The following is an 18691-nucleotide window of genomic DNA, read 5'->3' on the forward strand; positions in this document are numbered from 1 at the left end:
AGCGAGCGACGGCGGCTCCGAGGCGATGGCTTGGCCGGACCCCATGATCAATTTTGCTGAACTTGACGCACAGAACTAGCGGAAATCCGGCAGAGCGATGATTTGCAGGCGTTCATCGTACTGTAATCTCCACATATCCTATCAAGCATCTATCTCTTTGTCGCGCGCTCGAGAAATTGCACCAGTGCGGCGCGGTCCTGTGCCGAGCCAATGCGCTGCTCGGGCATCTTGGTGCCCGGGGTGTAGGCCGAAGGTCCGATCTCGAACAATCTGGAAACCGTCTCCGGCGTCCAGACAATATCGAGGCGCTTGAGTGCTTCGGAAAAATTATAGCCCGGCACGGTTGCGATCCGTCGGCCGAAGATGCCGGACAGGGTTGGGCCCGCCCTGTTGGCTTGCTCGGCGCCAAGGGTATGGCAGGCAACACAGGCACGAAACACCTCCGCACCATGGTCGCCGGCATAGGCGGCCAGCGGATCTCCCGTCGTCTCCAGGAGAAGTGGATCGATGGGATCTCCCGTCACCACGTTCCAGCGGCGGATGATGTTGTCGGCGCCACCGGTGAGCAGGGTGCGGCTGTCCGGCATAAACGCGATCGACCAGACCGGCAGCTCGGGACCGGCCAGTTTGCGCGCCAGAGTGCGCGCCTTGCGATCGATCACTGCGACCGATCCGCCAACGCTTGCGGCAGCCACCAGCGCGCCGTCCGGCGAGATCGCAATCGAGGTCACTGGTCTCGGGTCGGCTGCGATCTCACCCGCAGCCGCGCCGGCTCCCGTCAGAAAATATAGCTTACCATCAGCGCCGCCGGTCGTGATTTCGCCATTGCTGCCGATTGCCACAGCGTTGAGCGGGCTCGGCATTGCAACAACGGTCGGCGTCTCGCCGGCGAACGGCCAGATGCGCACGCTCTGATCGTAGCTCACGCTGACAACTGTGCGACCGTCCGGAGCGAATGCAACGCCATTGACGTTCTGAGTTTGCCCTTCGAGCACACGCGCCGCACCGCCCGCGAGCGGCCACAACCGAACCGTATGATCCCACGACGCGGAAGCCAGTGTTGTGCCGTCGGGCGATAGCGCGAGCGCGGCGATCGGCGCCGTATGGCCTTCCAAAACGGAATCGGGCTCCGCCTTGCCGAGACTCCAGATTGCAATGCGCCCGTCGGCGCCTGCGGTCGCGGCATGCCCGTCCCCCAGCAGCACGACTGCATTGACGGCGTCGGCATGGAACCGCAGCACCTGTTCGGCCGCGTTGCGAGTCAGCGACCAGCGGATTGCGGTTGAATCGAAGCTTCCTGAGATCGCGGTTTGTCCGTCAGACGAAATCGCCAATGCCCGCACCGGCCCGCCATGGCCGCGCAACTGCGCGCAAGCGGTAGTCATCCCCGGAGGCAGAATCACCAACAAGGCACCACACGTCAAAAACGCAGGGGCGCATTTCGCGAAGTGGAGCATTCGCAGCAATCGTTTCCTCCATTCGCATCGCCCTTGGCGCGCGCCCGTCGGTCACGCGCCAGACCCTTTGACGACCGCAGGCGTCAAAAACTCACACGGTCGCATACCCGCTTCCAAGTAAAGGCACTTTAGCCCCTCGATTAGAGCTTCGGGAAGAGGCCGAGGGGCATGAACATACGCCATTCACTTGCGCCCGCTGTCCGGTCCGGGTCATTCGCGCGAGATAGCAGCCAGCCCGGCCATGTCCGCTGTGCCGCCGAAAGCGGAAGTAAGTTCGGGCCATTAGCGGCGTCGCCATAGGCTATTGCGGGTTGGCTCTTTCCCACGATCGGACAGTGTGCCTTCCCCCGCAAGCGGGAGAGGGAGCGGAGTGTCCATCGGGGACGCAATTTGACATGATCTCATTCGAGATCGTTATTTTTCGATCCAGGCGTCGCGGAAGCCGTCATTGACGCCGATCGCTGTCGTGATGAGGTTTTTCACCTTGCAGCGCGTGATGGTCGGAAACTGCAATTCCAGCATCCAGGCAACCGGCACGTCCTCGACCAGGATCTTCTGCGCCTTCTCGTAGATCTCCTTGCGCTTGGAGTCGGGCGTTGCGATCGCGCCTTCGGCGAACAGTTTGTCGATCTCGGGGTTCGAGTACCCCTCGACATTGTTGAACATCTGGCCTTTGGCGATGGCGCTGGAGACGTAGTTGCGGCCGACGCCGAGCGCCGGATCGCCGTACTGATAGAGATAGGTGAAGGCGATGTCGTAGTCCCAATCGCTGATCTTCTGGTTGCCGCCGGGCACGTCGGTTGCGATCATCTCGATGTTCATGCCGACGTCCTGCAGGTTCTGCTTCACGGCTTCGCCCCAGCGCTGCCAGGTCTCGCCATAGGCAAGCGGCAGCAGGCGGACCTTCTCGCCATTGTAGCCGGCCTCCTTGAGCAGCGCCTTGGCCTTGGCCGGGTTGAAGTCGTATTTCGGCACGTCGTCGGTGTAGAACTTGACGGCTGAGGATGACGGGCCGGTTGCGACCTTGCCGAGCCCGTTCCAGATCACGTCCTTGGCGAAGTTGCGGTCGATCGCATACAGGATCGCCTGACGCACCTTCTTGTTCGCGGTCGGACCCTGGCGGTTGTTGAGCCACAGCCAGGCGAGCGGGCTGAAGAACTCCCAGCCGGCGCCGGTCACGCAGGTGTCCTTGAGCTTCGACAGGCGCGGCACGTCGAAATTCTCCACGGAGCCGCCGGGCAACACGTCGACCTTTCCGGTCTCATACGCCACCGAACGCGCCGCGGCGTCGGGAATGATTTGCCAATAGATCTCATCGAGATAGGGCTTGCCCTTCTCGTGGTAGTTCGGGTTCTTCACGAGGTGAATGAACGAGCCCTTCTTCCATTCCTTGAACATGAAGGGACCGGTGCCAACAGGCGCATTGTTGTAAGCGTTGGTCTTGAAGTCGGTGCCCGCATAGAGATGCTTCGGGATCATCGGCATCGAGCCGACCTCGAAAATGCCGAGGAACGGTCCGAACGGTTCCTTGAGCGTGAACACCACGGTGAGGTCATCGGGCGCCTCGACCTTCTCCACCTGCAACAGATTGTTGCGGGCGCGCGCATGGGTCTGTTTCAACATGTCGATCGAGAACAGCACGTCGGCCGAGGTGAACGGCTTGCCGTCGTGCCAGGTCACGCCAGGCTTGAGCTTGAAGGTGTAGACCTTGGCGTCCGGGCTGACCGTCCAGCTTTCCGCGAGGCCGGGCAGCGGCTCCAGCTTCGGGCTGTAGCGCAATAACCCCTCGAAGATATTGCCTGACACCATCTGGGTCGGGCCGTTCTGGATCATCGCCAGCATCAGGCCGGGCGGCTCGGGCTGGATCACGGTGTTGATCACGCCTCCCATCCTTGGCGATTCCTGCGCCATCGCGGTACCGACGCTAGCGGTGGTAAGGAGGAAGGCAAACAACAGCCGTTTGAACATGACCTGACTTTCTTGGAACGAGCTCTGCTCGCATCGGAACAGCCGCAAATTCGCTTCCGAACAGCGGCTTTCCGGGGAGGCTCACATAACCGCGATTGTCGCGGCAAGATGAAAGTCTCGACATCGTCAGCCCAAAAAATATACAGGGATTGGCGCGCTTTCCCGCGAGGTCAGACATGAGCACGGACACCCACATCATCCGCAGCGACGCGATTACCGCGACGATCAAGGCCGCCGGCGCCGAGCTTTGTTCGCTGAAGAGTGCGGACGGGCTCGAGCTGTTGTGGCAGGCCGGGCCGGAATGGCCGCGACATGCGCCGCTGTTGTTTCCCATTGTCGGGCGGCTGAAGAACGACGAGCTGCGCCACCGGGGAAAGACCTACCCGATGACGCAACACGGTTTTGCGCGCGATCAGCGGTTTGAATGGGTCTCGCGCGAGGACGCGTCCTGCAAGCTGGTGCTCGTGGACAATGATGCGACCCGCGCCGGCTATCCCTTCGCCTTCCGCCTGGAGGTGACGTACGCGGCACGGGGCGCCGATCTGGAGGTGACGTTCGAGATCGCCAACCCCGGTGATGAGACGCTGCCGGCGTCGCTCGGCGGGCACCCCGCGTTCGGCTGGCCGCTGCTTCCGGGCCTTGCGAAGCAAGCCTACACGCTGACCTTCCCGGATGACGAGCCCGCGCCGATCCGCCGGCTCGAGGGCGGTCTGATGCGGCCGGACGCGCAGCCATCCCCGGTCAAAGGCGGAACGCTCGCACTCTCCGAGGGGCTGTTCGACGATGACGCTGTGATCCTCGACCGCCTCGTGAGCACTTCGGTGCGCTATGCCGCCGATCGTGGGCCGTCGATCGACGTTGCGTGGGACGGCTTCCGCGAACTCGGCATCTGGTCAAAGCCCGGCGGCGTGCCGTTCCTGTGCATCGAGCCGTGGCACGGCTATGCCAGCCCGGTGGATTTTGACGGTGAGTTCACAGGCAAGCCCGGCCTGATGCAGATCGCGCCCGGAGCGAGCCGATCGCTGAGCTATCGCATCCGTCTCGCTGGGCCGCGTACCCATAAACCCTCGGCGTGACGCGGACGAAGGCTACGTCCGCGAGGCGCGGAGACTTATCCTATGCGACCCCACCGCGCGTCGTCCGCCGACGCCCGCCCGCGGACGTGTCGGCGCCCGCCAGCCTGCTGCGGACCAATCGCGTCGAAGGCCGCTTTCTGCTCGTCGGTCAGCGATCCATAGAAGTCATCCATCGCCTTGCGCACGGTCTTCACCGCCTGCAGCATCGTGTCGAGCCGCTGGCCGACGGCTATGAGGCGTGCCGGCGGCGTCAGCGCGTCCTCCGGCCGGATCTGACACGATGCCTTCAGCGTGTCCGCGGCCTGGGCAGCGGCGCCCTGAAGCGCGTCAAGATATTGGCGCTGCTGGTCGGTCGGCCTGACCGATTGCTCGATTGTGGCGGTCGGCCACTCGCTCAGCGTCGGTTGCGTCACATCGCAGGCTGGTCCAGCCGGGCTGGCTCTTGCCGCGGTCCGGCCCGGACGCTGGCGCGTAATGGAAAGTGCGTTGATCTGCGCCTTCTGCTCATCGTTCAGGAGGCCGTAGAACTTATCGAGCGGCCCTTGCACCGTCTGCACCGCGACGATCATCGCCTCGATGCGCTGCTGCATCGCAGCAAGCCGGCTTGGGGCCGTGAGCGCAACGTCGGTGGGGCAGGAGGCCTTGAGGCCTGCAGCGCCCTTTTCCGAAGCGTTGGCGAGTTCGTCGAGCGCGGCGCGCTGTGCCTCGTTCGGCTGGATTGCATTCTGGAATGCCTCGATCGGCAGCCCAGCGATCACGCGGCTATCGTCGCCGCACATTTGCGCGAGATTGGTCCGGCCGTTCGACGGCGCATAGGCATAGGTGTCGAGGTTGCCTCCGCGCCGGCTGGCATGGCCCGGCAGGTAGCCCGCATAGCCCATCAGGTCGTCGTAGCCGTAAAGGCCAAAGATGCCGGCATAGAGGTCCGGGTAGCCATAGCCCCAGAACGCATCATCATAGGGATAGCCCCAGAAAGCGTAATCATAAATGTCATAGAAAGCGAACGGCCAGAACAAGGGGCCGACCCACCCAAAACCGCCATTGCGGTGGCGCCACCACGACCAGTTGCCACCATGCCACGCCGCCGTGGCCACGCTCGCGGTGATGAACGCGCGGGTGCGCGGATCGCGTAGCGCGCCGGTGTTGTTCAGCGCCCGGTTGATCGGGCGCGCGTTCAGTGAACGCCGCACGGCGTTGGCGTTCCGCGCCACGTTGACGGGCCTCGCCCTTAGCGCCGAGGCGCCGACCGCTGCGGTTCTGTTGTGCGGCGCGAACGATCGCTGGCTGAACGAACGGCCGCCATGGAAGCTCGGCCGCGCAAACGAACGGCCTACCCGCGGGGCAAAATGAGGTCTTGCGGCGAATCCACGGCCGCCACCGAAGTGTCTTCCGCCGATGTGGAAGCCGCCACCACGAAAGCCTCCCCCATGGAAGCCGCCGCCACGAAAGCCGCCACCGCCGTGAAAGCCACCGCCGTGAAAGCCTCCACCGCCGTGAAAGCCACCGCCGCCGCCGTGGCCACCACCGCCTCTGGCATATGCCGCGACCGACAGGACCATCGCGCAAGCCAGCACGGCAGCGCATGCGGCGAACTTTGACCTGAATTTCAACATGGAAGTCGTCATGACCTTCCTCCCACGCAACCAAGGTTCGCTCATCGGCTCCCAACTGGTTCTATCAGCGATGCGACCGAACTGCGAACCTCCTTGATTGCGACATTGAGCGGAAAAGCGGGCCACCAACGACTGCAGCCCTTTTTTGGCCTTCGGGTCAAAATCACCACCAATGGCGATGATGCCGCCAGCCATGGTGGCGGCCCCGATACCAACCGTAGTGGTGGCCGCGACCGCCGTGATGGCCCCACCCATGCCCATGCCCATGTCCATGGCCGCCTCTGACCTGAATCACTGCCCCATCGGCGCCGCCCAGCGTATAAGGCGTTGCCGCGGGCATAGCCGACCCCGTCGTTGGCGCGAGCCCAAAGGCACAGCAGGCAAGTCCGATCATCAGAAGCCGCTTCATTTGGTGCCTCGTCCGTCGTGGCAAAATGCTCCTGCGGATTATCAGCTCCGTTTTTGCAATGTTGACTGAACGGTGCATTCATAGACCCTTCAGAATTGTTGCGGCCGATTTGTAGAACTCGGCGGCTTCATGGGAACTTTGGGTGGCGAGCGCGGCCGCCGGAAGGAGAGTGCGCAATGCTGAAACACTTGCTCATTGAGGTCATTGGTCACGCTTCCGGTCTCAGCGATGCGCAGCTTGAACAAATTGAACAGTCATTGCCAGCGACCAGGGCGCTGATCGATCTTTTCAACAAGGCACATCCGATCATCGAACAGGCACAAGCGCTCTATAATGAAGCGCAGCCGCTGATCGATGAAGCCAGGATCGAGTGGCAAGCGGTCGGCCCTGCAGCGCAAATATTGATTGAGGTGATCTCACATCATCTCAACAAAGGCAGTTCGCCGGCGCAGGCCGCTGAGGTGGTGCGCGCGGCGCTCGGCGGGTCAATGAAGAGCGTCGCACAGGATCGTGGGATGGGCCAGGCCATGAACCGCGTGACCGTGTTCGGGGGGACGGGCTTTGTTGGTCGTCGCGTCGTGCGCCATTTGAGCGACTCCACCGTTACAGTGCGCATAGCCTCACGGCATCCTGCGCGGACCGAAGGTGACAACGTGGAGCAGATCGTCGCCGATGCACATGACGAGCGCTCCATAGAGGCTGCAATTGCGGGTGCCGATGGCGTCATCAACGCGATCAGCCTGTACCTCGAGCATGGAGGCGACACATATCATTCGGTGCACGTCGAAGCGGCCGCCAGGATCGCTAATGCGGCACGGCGGGCCGGAACCAAACGGTTTGTGCACCTATCGGGAATAGGCGCTGACGCCGCCTCGCGCTCGCCCTATATTCGCAGTCGCGGTGAGGGTGAGGCGGCCGTGCAAGCCGCATTCCCTGGCGCAGTTGTTATCCGCCCGGCGGTCATGTTCGCACCGGACGACACCTTTCTCACCACAATTCTTGGGCTGCTTCGGACGTTGCCGGCTTATCCGCTATTCGGCGACGGCAGGACCAGGCTTCAGCCGGTGCACGTGGACGACGTCGCCGCGGCGATCGCACAAGTCCTGCGGCAACCACAAAGACCGTATCCTATCTACGAACTGGCCGGTCCGCGCATTTACTCGTACGAGGAGCTCTTGCGGACCATTGCGCGCACCGCAGGATTGCGACCGGCCTTGGTGCGCATACCCTTTGCTTTCTGGCATGCCGTCGCCGGCCTCGGTGAGATCCTGCCGCACCCGCCGCTCACGCGCAATCAGGTTGAGCTTATGCAGATCGACACGACGGCTTCGGGCAGCCGGCCAGGATTTGCCGCGCTCGGAATTTCGCCGCGATCGCTCGAAGAACAGCTCAAAGCGATGCTCAAGCCTACAAACGAGGAAATTCAAAACGCAAAAGAGGCGCGTACCAGGTAGAGGCTGAGGGGACTTCGCTACGATCTCGATCTCGCCATCGCAGTACTTGGTTGGCTGCCGTTCATGAGTCTACGCCCTAGTTGAACGCCATGCCGCCGCTCATCGCCACGGTCTGGCCGGTCATGTAGGCATTGCCGATCAGCATCATCACGGCCTGCGCGACTTCGTCGGCGGTGCCGAAACGGCCGAGCGGAATCCGGCCGACCAGGTTTGGCTGGCCCTTCATCATGTCGGTTTCGATCAGTGAGGGCGCGACCGCGTTGACGGTGATGCCTTCCTTGACGAGGCGTGCGGCATAGCCGCGTGTCAATCCCTCGACGCCGGCCTTCGATGCATTGTAGTGCGGCCCGATCGCGCCGGCGCCGCGTGCCGCTCCCGAGGAGATGTTAACGATGCGGCCCCATTGCCTGGCCCGCATCGCCGGCAGCACTGCCTGCGTGCACAGGAACACCGATTTTAGGTTCACCGCGATGGTGGAATCGAAATCGGCTTCGGTGAGATCGTCGACCCCGCGCGTGATTGCGATGCCGGCATTGTTGACGAGGATGTCGATCGGGCCGAGCTCGGCCGTGGCGCGCTGCACGAGCTCCGCAACCGCTGCGGCCTGTGAGACGTCCGCGCCGATCGCGATCGCCTTTCCGCCCGCGGCCGTGATCTCCTTCGCCTGCGCATCCGCTTCGCCCGCGCGCTCGCGATAGTTGATCGCCACGGCCGCGCCTTGCTCTGCCAGCGCGCGCACGATCGCCGCACCGATACCGCGCGAACCTCCGGTCACGAGCGCCACATGACCGCGCAATGTCGCTGTCGTCATCATTCTCTCCCGTCTGAAGGTTGCGAGGTCATCTTACACGAAAAGGCCGACCGCGATGTCCGCGGCCGGCCTTTGTTGCGTTCAGCTCGATCGGCTCAGCGGCCGGCGGGTGCCGACCAGCCGCCAGTGAAGACGCTCGGCGGGTAGTCGTACATCTCAGCGGACGGAGCAGGCCAGGCTGCATAGGAATTGCAGGGACACGGCTGCTGGCGCACCACGACGCGGTCCGATTTGTAGTGGTGAGGACGCTGCGCTGCCGCAGCGAACTGGACGGATGAGGCAACAATCAAAACTGACCCAAGGATGGTGAGGAATGTCTTCATGTGGTTCTCCCGGCTTTATTACGCTTCGTCTGCGAGGCCTGTGCGGCTCGCACCTCAGCGCTAAAGAGGGAGATAGCGATGTGCGCTGGCGGTTAGTACGGTTGCGCCCATCACGAAGCGGCGAGCAAATTTCTTGGTCACGGCTAAATATTCAGCAGGTATTACAGGCGGTTCGCGCTATCATGGAGTGACCGGTGCCGGTCCGGTTCAATAAGGCAAAGGATTCCCAACGAGTGAGGCCGATGAAGAAGTTTTTACCAGTGTTGCTGTTGGTCGCCGCGCCAGTCTCCTCGCTGGCCGTGGCGCAGACCCAACTGGTGCCAAAGGAGACCAAAGGTGCGACAAAAGGCGCGGTCGCGCGGGCGGACGATTGTGCTCCGATCGGCCGCACTGCGAAAGGCGAACTGGTCTACTCCTTGAAATGCGAGAACCTGCCGGCGCCGCCTGCACCGCCGCCGCAGGCCGAGGCCAAGGAGGCGCCGCCGCCCGAGCCTGAGACGCAGCGCAGCGGCCTGTTCGGCTGGTCGTACGATCGGAGAAACTAGGCCAACGCTGCCTCTGGAATGGTCCTTGCTTCCGATGCCGCGCTGCAATGCGGTAGCAAGAGGCGGTTCCCAGCTACACAACAGCAGAGATCCAAGAGAAGAGATCAATGAGCAAACTGATTGTCCATGCCGGTGACTTCAAATTCGACGCGCGCTTTGAGGAGGCGCTGGCGCCGAAGACGGTTGCAGCGTTTCGCAAGGCGATGCCGTTCGAGAGCCAGGCGATCCATGTCCGCTGGAGCGGCGAGGGGGTCTGGATGCCGCTCGGCGATCTCGACTTCGGCGTCTCCTATGAGAACCACACCAGCTATCCGGCGCCCGGCCAGATCATCCTCTATCCCGGCGGCATCAGCGAGACCGAAATCCTGCTCGCCTATGGCGGCGTGCATTTCGCAAGCAAGATGGGCCAGCTCGCCGGCAACCATTTCATCACGCTGACGTCGGGGCTCGAGAACCTGGTCACCTTCGGCAAGACCGTGCTCTGGAAGGGCGCGCAGAAGATTCGTTTCGAGGAAGTTTAGTGACCGAAGCATATCCGCGCGATCTTCGCGGCTATGGCCGCAACCCGCCCGATCCGAAATGGCCGGGCAATGCCCGCATCGCCGTGCAGTTCGTGGTGAATTTCGAAGAGGGCGGCGAGAACAACATCCTGCATGGCGACAGCGCCTCGGAAGCGTTTTTGTCGGATGTGCTCGGCGCGCAGCCCTGGCCGGGCCAGCGCCATGCCAACATCGAATCGATGTTCGAATATGGCTCGCGCGCCGGCTTCTGGCGGCTCTGGCGTATGTTCGGCGAACGCAAATTGCCGACCACCGTGTTTGGCGTCGCGATGGCATTGAAGCGCAATCCCGAGATCGTTTCCGCGATGAAGGAGGCGGGCTGGGACATCGCGAGCCACAGTCTTAGATGGGTCGAGCACAAGGACATGTCGGAGAGCGAGGAGCGCGCCGAGATCGCGGAAGCGATCCGCGTGCACACCGAGGCGACGGGCGCGCGGCCGCTCGGCTGGTACACCGGGCGGTCCTCGATCAATACGCTCCGGCTCTTGATGGAGGCGGGCGGCCTCGCTTACCTCTGCGATTCCTATGCCGACGATCTCCCTTACTGGATCAAGGCGGCGGGCTTGGAGCCGCATCTGGTGATCCCGTACACCCTCGATGCCAACGACATGCGCTTCGTCAACCCGCAGGGCTTTGGCGGCGGCGATCAGTTCTTCAACTATCTGAAGGACAGTTTTGATGTGCTCTATGCCGAAGGTGAGACGTCGCCGAAGATGATGTCAATCGGCCTGCATTGCCGCCTGGTCGGCCGCCCCGGCCGCGCCGCGGCCTTGATGCGCTTCCTCGACTACATCGGAAAGCACGACCGCGTCTGGGTGCCGACCCGGCTGCAGATCGCCGAGCACTGGTACGCCCATCACAAGCAGTTCGCCGAGCATGCCTTCAGCATCGGATAGGCGGATGTCGATCACAATCGCCGATCTCAACGACAAGAGCCGCGACGAATTTGTCGCAGCGCTTGCCAACATCTTCGAGCATTCGCCGTGGATCGCCGAAGAAGTGGCGTTGCTGCGGCCGTTCGCCGGCATCAACGTGTTGTTCACGGCGATGAAGGCCGCAGTGGAGCGCGCACCGGCTGAGCTACGGCTCGCGCTGATCAAGGCGCATCCCGATCTCGCCGACAAGACCCAGCGCGCCGCGGGCCTCACCGCCGAATCCGATGCAGAGCAGAACAGCGCCGGCCTCGACCGGTTGTCGGATGCCGAATATGACGCGTTCGAGCGCGTCAACAACGCGTATCGCGCGAAGTTCGGATTCCCCTACATCGTCTCTGTCCGCCGCCACACCAAGGATTCGATCCTGCGCGATTTCGAGCGGCGGCTGCCGAACGACGTGCCGGCCGAGATGCAGCGATCGATCGAGGAGATCTGCCGCATCGCCGCGCTCCGGCTCGATCAGCTCGTGACGGCCGAGGATCGGCTCGCCGTACATGGCCGCCTGTCCACGCATGTGCTCGATACCCACAGCGGTAAGCCCGCAGCCGGCATCGCGGTCGAATTGATCGAGCTGTCCGATCTCGGCCCAAGCCGCGTGGTGACGCGCGCGATGACCAACGCCGACGGCCGCACCGATCAGCCGCTGATCGGCGGCCGTCCCGTACCGATTGGGAAATACGAGCTCCTGTTCAGCGTCGCCGAATATTTCGCCGGCCGGCAAGTGCCGCTCTCCGATCCACCCTTTCTCGACCGCATCCCGCTTCGCTTTGCCGTGAGCGAACCCGAGGGCCATCTCCACGTGCCGCTCCTGGTCACGCCCTGGAGCTATGCGACGTATCGCGGCAGTTGACGTCGCCCCTCATGGTGAGGAGCGCGCAGCGCGTCTCGAACCATGAGGCCCCCGCTGTGCCCGCGGCCATCCTTCGAGACGACCGCTTTGCGGTCTCCTCAGGATGAGGACCTGTGTGTGACGACGGATACCCGACGCCGCTGCTGAAAGCCGCAGCAACAATGGCGAAGATTGTGGCAGGGGTGGCAGGTCACACCAACTCACTTTGCCGTGCCTGCAGCTTGCCCGCTGGCACAAACGTTGCTCATTATCGATCTGACAGGGCGATCGCGCCTGCAAACTTACCGGTGGAGGCTTTCACGTGCCGCTGATCAACAACCGCTATGGCAAGGGCCGCGTCCGGGTGATGCGCATTCATCGCGATGGCGGCAGGCACGAGGTCAGCCAGCTCAACATCAAGGCGATGCTCGAGGGCGATTTCGCCCGCACCTATACGCACGCGGACAATTCCAACACGGTGTCGACCGACACCATCAAGAACGTCGTCAACGTCGTCGCCCGCGAGAATACCGGGCTCTCGGCGGAAGAATTCTGCCAGGTCCTGGCGCAGAAATATTTCGACACCTATCCGCAGGTGTCGTCGGTATCCATCACCTCGCACGAGACCAGGTGGAACAGGCTGAGCTTCGGTGGCAAGCCGCATCCGCACAGTTTCGTGCTCGACGGCAACGGCAAGCCGACCGTCGAACTCACCGCAACGCGCGGCGGACCGACGGCGCTCGCCTCAGGCGTCGACGGCTTCGCCTTCATGAAGTCGACCCAGTCGGGCTGGGAGAACTACCTCAAGGACCCCTACACCACGCTTGCCGAGACCCACGACCGCATCTGCGCGACCAGCATGGTCGCCTCATGGAAATGGACGGGCAAGCCCGCGAGCTACCCAGCGACGAACGCGAAGATCCTCGACACGCTGCTGGAGGTGTTCTCGACCACCTATAGCTGGAGCGTGCAGGACAGCCTCTACCGGATGGGCGAGGCGGCGCTCGCCACGGTGCCGGAGATTTCCGAGATCAGCATGGCCTGCCCGAACATGCATTTCATCCCGATGAATCTCTCCGCGTTCGGGCTCGACAACAACAACCAGGTGTTCCTCCCGACCGATGAGCCGCACGGCCAGATCGAGTGCACGGTAGGGCGGGGGTAGGGGCTCTCTCCCATAGGGTGGGCAAAGCGACTCACTTGCCGCGACCCGTCCACGAGCGACGGCGTAAGCGTGCCCACCATCGCGAGCAGTGCGCGTGATGGTGGGCACGCTACGCTTTGCCCACCCTACGCGGCGCCATACTTCTCATGCAGCGCCGGAAACAAACGGTCCGGCTTGAAGGGCGCGCTGGTGAAGCGGATGCCGGTGGCGTTGGCGATGGCGTTGCCGAGTGCGGCGGCGACGGGGTTGTATGGACTCTCGCTCATCGACTTCGCGCCCATCGGCCCAACCGCATCCGACGTCTCCGCAAAGAATACTTCCGTGCGCGGCACGTCGGCATAAGAGGGCAAATGATAGTCGCGGAACCTCGGATTGATCACCCGTCCGCCGTCGTCGATCACGAGCTCTTCGTAAAGTGTGGCGCCCAGCGCTTGCGCGACGCCGCCTTCGATCTGGCCGCGGCATTGCATCGGGTTGGCGACGCGGCCGGCGTCGGCCGCCTGCACGCTCTTCAAGATCCTGACTTCGCCCGTGCCCTTGTTCACGGCGACGCGAAAGCCCTGCACGTTGAAGGCCACCGAACGCGGCGTGCCATGCGCGCTGCCGCTGGCTTCGAGCAGGTTGCCGCGCGCCTTCGCCGCTTTTGCGAGGTCGGCAAAGGATAGGCGCCGCTTGCCGCAGACGATAGTTTCATTGTCCAGCAGGCATGAGCCAGCGTCGCCTTCAGTCATCTCGGCCGCGAACGCCTTGATCGCGGCCGCGAGATTTTCGGCTGCATGCTGCGTCGCGCGCCCGGCGACGAAGATGCCGGCGCTGCCATAGGCGCCGGTGTCGTGGCCGCCATGCGCGGTGTCGGATTGCTTCAGGACGATGCGATCGACCGTCGTCGCCAGCGCGCTGGCCGCGATCTGGCGATGCACCGTGCTGGTGCCGTTGCCGAACTCGGCGGTGCCGACCGTCAGCTCGAAGCCACCATCCTCGCGCAACGCGATTTTGGAGTCGGAGAGGTGCCCGGCCGGCGGGACGGTGTCGATCATCGTCAGCGCCATGCCGTCGCCGACCAGCCACTCCGCCGACAATCCATATCGCGGCGTGTCCTCGGCCATCGCGCGCTCGACCAGGTCGAGGCACTGATCGAGGCCATACGAGCCATAGAGCACGTCGTGATATTCGGACGGCGGCGGCGACAGCATGGGATCCCCGGGGTTCACGACATTGCGGCGGCGGAAGTCGAATGGGTTGATGCCGAGCTGTTTTGCCAATTCGTCGATCGCCGCTTCCACGGCGAACAGGCTTTGCGGCAGGCCGTAGCCGCGGAAGGCGCCGGCCGGCAGCGTGTTGGTGTAGGCGACGGCGGCGTCGACCTTCTTGTTCGGGCAGTTGTAGACGCTGATGCATTCGGCGACCGCATGAAACAGCACCGGCCCTGCATGGTTACCGTAGGCGCCGGTGTTGGAGAGCACGTCAAGCTGCAGCGCGGTCAGCTTGCCGTCCTTGTCGGCGCCGGCCTTGACCGTGACGCGCATCGGATGCCGCGTCGAGGTGCCGATGAACTGCTCCTCGCGGGTGAATTCCAGCTTGACCGGGCGTCCGGTCTTGAGCGCGGCGAGCGCAAGGATGTCCTCGACGAACATCTCCTGCTTGCCGCCGAAGCCGCCACCGACGCGTTCGCAGAACACCCTGATCTTATCGGGCGGCAGAGCGAAGATCTGCGACAGCCCGCGCCGTGTCAGGAACGGCACCTGCGTGCTGGAGCGGACATTGAGGATGCCCTCAGTGTCGATCCAGGCGAGCCCGCCATGGGTCTCCAGCGCGGCATGCTGGACGCGCTGGGTCGTGAACGTCCCCTCATAGGTGACGGCGGCCTCGGCGAGCCCCTTCGCAACGTCGCCATATTCGCCATGCGTCTCCGCGACGAGGTTGCGCGTGGGGTTGGTGATGCGATGTTCGACCGTCTTGTCGCCATGAAGGACCGGGGCGCCCGGTGCGATCGCCTCCGCGGGGTCGAACACTGCGGGCAGCAGTTCGTAGTCGACCTTGAGGCGGCGGCAGCCTTCTTCCGCGGCGGCCTCGGTCTCCGCCACGACAGCGGCGACCTTCTGGCCGATGAAGCGGACGACGTCGTCGAGGACGCGGGTGTCCTCGGGGTCCATCCAGTCCTTCTCATGCCGCGCGGTCGAGAACAGAAGCTTTGGCGCGTCCTCATGGGTCAGCACGGCGTGCACGCCGGGCACCGCGAGCGCCGCGCTCTTGTCGACCCTGACGATCTTCGCGTGCGGATGCGGCGAGCGCAGCAGCTTGACGTGCAGCAGGCCTTCCAACTTGGTATCGAAAGTGTAGCGCGCCGCTCCGCGCACGACGAGCGGCCCGGCCGGCGCCGGAAGGCTACGGCCGAAAGCCGTGCCGGCGTCCGCGTCCTCTATGTTTGTTTTGCCGTCGAGCGCGTCCTCGATCGAGCGATAGCCGGTGCAGCGGCAGATATTGCCTTTGAGCGAGGCGCCGAGGTCCTGCCGCTGCGCCTGGTTCAGCGACGCACAGGTCAGGATCATGCCGGCGGTGCAGAAGCCGCACTGGAATCCCTGCGCGTCGAGGAAGGCCTGCTGCAGCGGATGGGTGCCGCCGTCAGGCGCAAATCCCTCGATGGTGGTGACCGCATGCCCCTCGGCACGGAACGCGGGGATCAGGCAGCTATGCACCGGCTCGCCGTCGAGCAGCACGGTGCAGGCGCCGCAATCGCCGGCGTCGCAGCCTTTCTTGACGCCGAAATGCCCGAGGTCGCGCAGGAAGGTGCGCAGGCATTGTCCGACCCGCGGCGTTTCCGAGAATGTCTTGCCGTTGATGTCGAAGGTCATGGCTGCGCCCTGAGTTCAGCGCGGATCTCTTCCGCGAGCCGCAGCGTCATGTGCTTGCGCCAGATCGGTTTGCCGTGGATGTCGGTGTGATACAGATTGTCCGGGATGCGCTGCAGGATCGTCTCGCGCAATTCCTCCTGCTCCGGGATGGTGACAAAGGAAAGCCTGATCGGCCGTATCGTCGAGGCGGTCACGGTCAGCGCAAAGCCATCCTCGCTGTCGATGCTTCCGATCAGGAGCGCCGCCGAGCGGCCGACCGGCGTCAGTGAGATCTGGCGAAACGCCGACCGTCGCCGCAGCGCTGCGAGCGGAATATCGATCTGCCGCAGCAGGTCGCCGGGCCGCAGCAGGTTCTGCTGATTGCCGGTGACGAACTCCATGACGGGAGTCTTCCGCTCGCCGCCATCGGCCTGCCAGATCGTGGCGATGCCGTCGAGCGCCGACGTCAGCGAGATCATCGGGCCCGCCGGCAGCGACATGCAGATATTGCCGCCGACGGTCGCGGTCTTCCAGATCTTGAAGGAGGCGAGGAACGAGCGGCAGCACTGGTTGATCAGCGGTGCGGCGATCCAGTCCGGCGGGCCGGCAAAGCCGTCGAGCTGCGCCACGGTGCAGGTGGCGGCGATGGTGAAGTCGCTGTTGCCGATCGTCAGCGCCGGCCATTTCAGGTCGGTGAGATCGATCAGCCGCCTTAAGTGCGCCTGCGGCTCCGAGAACAGCCACGTGCCGCCCGCCAGCCAAGCATCGCCTGCTGTCCAAACAGGCAGTTGCGCCCGGGATTTCGGATGGGCGACTTCCGTAATCGTGTTCAAGTCCATCGATACGCCGACGCTTTCAACAGGATGCATCCTAGCTTAAGAGTCTTGCTCACTTAAGAAGCCTTGCAAGACGGGCGCCAATCGTTGGCCACAATTGGGACGGTCCTTGCATTGAAGCCAATGCCGGTGCTTCTCGATAGATGGTGGGATCATGGACCAAACGCAGCCGACCTGGATCAAGGATCCGCTATCCATCTTAGCCGAAGGCGCCGAACGCGGCGTCGTGGTTCAGGGTGGCAAGATCGTCGAATTGGTCGGCCGCGGCAAGGAGCCGACCGCCATTTCGCCGCTGGTGTTCGACGCAGGCGAACACGTTGTCCTGCCGGGATTGATCAATACTCATCATCACTTCTACCAGACGCTCACGAGGGCACTTCCGGCCGCCCTCGACCGCGAGCTATTCCCCTGGCTCAAGGCGCTCTATCCGGTTTGGGCGAAGCTGACGCCGGAATCGCTTCAGCTCGGTGTTACCGTTGCAATGTCGGAACTGCTGCTGTCGGGCTGCACCACGACGACCGATCACCACTATGTGTTTCCCGCCGGGCTCGAGGAAGCCGTCGATATCGAGGTGGCCGTCGCAAAACGGCTCGGCTTGCGCGTGCTGCTGACGCGCGGCTCGATGAATCTGTCGGTGCGCGACGGCGGCCTGCCGCCCGATAGCGTCGTGCAGGATGAGGATACGATCCTGGCCGACAGTGCGCGCGTGGTCGCAAAGCATCACGAACGCGGCGAGGATGCGATGGTGCAGATCGCACTCGCGCCGTGCTCGCCGTTCTCGGTGACGACCTCGCTGATGCAGAAGACCGCAGAGCTCGCCGACAAGCTCGATGTGCGCCTGCACACCCATCTCGCCGAAACCGAGGACGAGAACCGGTTCTGTGAACAGATGCATCGCTGCCGGCCGCTCGATTATCTCGAGCAATGCGGCTGGCTCAATGGGCGCACCTGGCTCGCACACGGCATCCACTTCAACGCTGGCGAAATAAAGCGACTGGGCAAGGCGGGGACCAGCATCAGCCATTGCGCCTGCAGCAATCAGGTGCTGGCGTCAGGCTGCTGTCCGGTTTGCGAGATGGAGGAGGCCGGCGTCGGCATTGGCCTTGGCGTCGACGGCTCGGCCTCCAACGACGGCTCCAATCTGATGCAGGAGGTGCGCGCGGCCTTCCTGGTGCAGCGGGCGCGCTATGGTGTCGATCGCGTCAGCCACAAGGATGCGCTGCGCTGGGCCACCAAGGGCTCCGCCGCCTGCGTCGGCCGTCCCGAGCTCGGCGAGATCGCCGTCGGCAAGGCCGCCGACCTCGCTCTGTTCAAGCTCGACGAACTCCGCTTCTCCGGCCATGGCGACCCGCTCGCCGCGCTGGTGCTGTGCGGCGCGCACCGCGCCGACCGCGTGATGGTCGGTGGCAACTGGGCTGTGATCGACGGCGCCATCCCCGGTCTCGATGTCACCGACCTGATCCGCCGCCACACCGCCGCCGCCCACGCGATGCAGGCCGGTTGAGATCGCAGCCGGCTCTCTCCGTCATTCCGGGGCGCGCGAAGCTCGTCCTTCGGACGCCCCGGAATGACAGGGGACGCATTCGCGCAATCCTCTCCTCCGTCATGGCCGGGCTTGACCCGGCCATCCACGTCTCTCCCGTGCACGGAGGCAAAGGACGTGGATGCCCGGGACATCTGCGCGAAGACGCGCTTCGCGCTTTTGCCCGGGCATGGCGGCGTCGTATCGTTCGCGCGATTTTCCTTAAGCCAATCAACGTGATTTGCCCCGTCCAGCCCTCGCGCGAAAAACATTCCGCTTTCGCCGTCGGGCAAATCAGTGATTTAACTCCGCGCGTCTCACCCGAGAGAGGGGCGGCTCGCGATCGTCACGAACGTT

General features: G+C 63.8%; 15 protein-coding genes. 8 read left to right on the plus strand and 7 right to left on the minus strand.

The window, feature by feature from the left end:
* Positions 1 to 149: 149 nt before the first annotated feature.
* Positions 150 to 1385 (minus strand): c-type cytochrome, encoded by a 1236-nt coding sequence (locus AC5ZGW_RS41915; RefSeq protein WP_245475171.1) that lies wholly within the window; start codon positions 1383 to 1385, stop codon positions 150 to 152.
* A 486-nt stretch (positions 1386 to 1871) separates the two neighbouring features.
* Positions 1872 to 3425, minus strand: a complete 1554-nt coding sequence (locus AC5ZGW_RS41920) for an ABC transporter substrate-binding protein (RefSeq protein ID WP_130231388.1) — start codon at positions 3423 to 3425, stop codon at positions 1872 to 1874.
* A gap of 176 nt (positions 3426 to 3601) precedes the next feature.
* Between AC5ZGW_RS41920 and AC5ZGW_RS41925 the strand changes: the two genes are divergently transcribed.
* Complete coding sequence (locus AC5ZGW_RS41925; protein ID WP_130231386.1) at positions 3602 to 4501, plus strand: aldose 1-epimerase family protein; 900 nt, start codon at positions 3602 to 3604, stop codon at positions 4499 to 4501.
* A 35-nt stretch (positions 4502 to 4536) separates the two neighbouring features.
* On the opposite strand, the gene AC5ZGW_RS41930 is transcribed toward AC5ZGW_RS41925, so the two are convergent.
* Positions 4537 to 6126 carry a Spy/CpxP family protein refolding chaperone gene (locus tag AC5ZGW_RS41930; RefSeq protein WP_496114098.1) on the minus strand — a complete coding sequence of 530 codons (1590 nt, stop codon included), beginning with the start codon at positions 6124 to 6126 and terminating at the stop codon, positions 4537 to 4539.
* A gap of 573 nt (positions 6127 to 6699) precedes the next feature.
* Here AC5ZGW_RS41930 and AC5ZGW_RS41935 point away from each other — a divergent pair.
* Entirely contained in the window at positions 6700 to 7977 is a 1278-nt protein-coding gene (locus AC5ZGW_RS41935; RefSeq protein WP_245475089.1) for a complex I NDUFA9 subunit family protein, read from the plus strand.
* Between the two features lie 76 nt (positions 7978 to 8053).
* Here AC5ZGW_RS41935 and AC5ZGW_RS41940 read toward each other — a convergent pair whose 3' ends face one another.
* Together AC5ZGW_RS41940 and AC5ZGW_RS41945 are read right to left on the minus strand one after the other, a co-directional pair.
* A complete protein-coding gene (locus AC5ZGW_RS41940; RefSeq protein ID WP_496114099.1) occupies positions 8054 to 8788 on the minus strand; it encodes an SDR family NAD(P)-dependent oxidoreductase in 735 nt (244 codons plus the stop codon).
* A gap of 95 nt (positions 8789 to 8883) precedes the next feature.
* Positions 8884 to 9111 (minus strand): hypothetical protein, encoded by a 228-nt coding sequence (locus tag AC5ZGW_RS41945; protein ID WP_130230106.1) that lies wholly within the window; start codon positions 9109 to 9111, stop codon positions 8884 to 8886.
* 242 nt (positions 9112 to 9353) lie between these two features.
* Between AC5ZGW_RS41945 and AC5ZGW_RS41950 the strand changes: the two genes are divergently transcribed.
* The 5 genes from AC5ZGW_RS41950 to pucL all read left to right on the plus strand — a co-directional run bounded on the left by AC5ZGW_RS41950 (position 9354) and on the right by pucL (position 13145).
* A complete protein-coding gene (locus AC5ZGW_RS41950) occupies positions 9354 to 9656 on the plus strand; it encodes a hypothetical protein (RefSeq protein WP_130230108.1) in 303 nt (100 codons plus the stop codon).
* Positions 9657 to 9763: 107 nt separating this feature from the next.
* On the plus strand, positions 9764 to 10177 hold the full coding sequence (locus AC5ZGW_RS41955) for a DUF3830 family protein (protein WP_027579045.1): 414 nt from the start codon (positions 9764 to 9766) through the stop codon (positions 10175 to 10177).
* On the plus strand, positions 10177 to 11112 hold the full coding sequence (gene puuE, locus AC5ZGW_RS41960) for an allantoinase PuuE (protein WP_130230110.1): 936 nt from the start codon (positions 10177 to 10179) through the stop codon (positions 11110 to 11112). The genes AC5ZGW_RS41955 and puuE overlap by 1 nt, the downstream gene beginning before the upstream one ends.
* A gap of 4 nt (positions 11113 to 11116) precedes the next feature.
* Positions 11117 to 12001, plus strand: coding sequence for a 2-oxo-4-hydroxy-4-carboxy-5-ureidoimidazoline decarboxylase (gene uraD / locus AC5ZGW_RS41965; RefSeq protein WP_130230112.1), 885 nt, complete (start codon positions 11117 to 11119; stop codon positions 11999 to 12001).
* A 301-nt stretch (positions 12002 to 12302) separates the two neighbouring features.
* Positions 12303 to 13145 carry a factor-independent urate hydroxylase gene (gene pucL / locus AC5ZGW_RS41970; protein WP_130230114.1) on the plus strand — a complete coding sequence of 281 codons (843 nt, stop codon included), beginning with the start codon at positions 12303 to 12305 and terminating at the stop codon, positions 13143 to 13145.
* A 125-nt stretch (positions 13146 to 13270) separates the two neighbouring features.
* Here the strand turns inward: pucL and AC5ZGW_RS41975 are convergent, their stop codons facing one another.
* Both AC5ZGW_RS41975 and AC5ZGW_RS41980 read right to left on the minus strand, forming a co-directional pair.
* Complete coding sequence (locus tag AC5ZGW_RS41975; protein ID WP_130230116.1) at positions 13271 to 15997, minus strand: molybdopterin-dependent oxidoreductase; 2727 nt, start codon at positions 15995 to 15997, stop codon at positions 13271 to 13273.
* Complete coding sequence (locus AC5ZGW_RS41980; RefSeq protein ID WP_130230118.1) at positions 15994 to 16815, minus strand: FAD binding domain-containing protein; 822 nt, start codon at positions 16813 to 16815, stop codon at positions 15994 to 15996. The genes AC5ZGW_RS41975 and AC5ZGW_RS41980 overlap by 4 nt, the downstream gene beginning before the upstream one ends.
* A gap of 151 nt (positions 16816 to 16966) precedes the next feature.
* On the opposite strand from AC5ZGW_RS41980, the gene AC5ZGW_RS41985 reads away from it, so the two are divergent.
* On the plus strand, positions 16967 to 18316 hold the full coding sequence (locus AC5ZGW_RS41985) for an 8-oxoguanine deaminase (protein WP_130230120.1): 1350 nt from the start codon (positions 16967 to 16969) through the stop codon (positions 18314 to 18316).
* The last annotated feature ends 375 nt before the right edge of the window (positions 18317 to 18691 follow it).

The sequence above is a fragment of the Bradyrhizobium sp. Crot121 genome, from assembly GCF_059512385.1.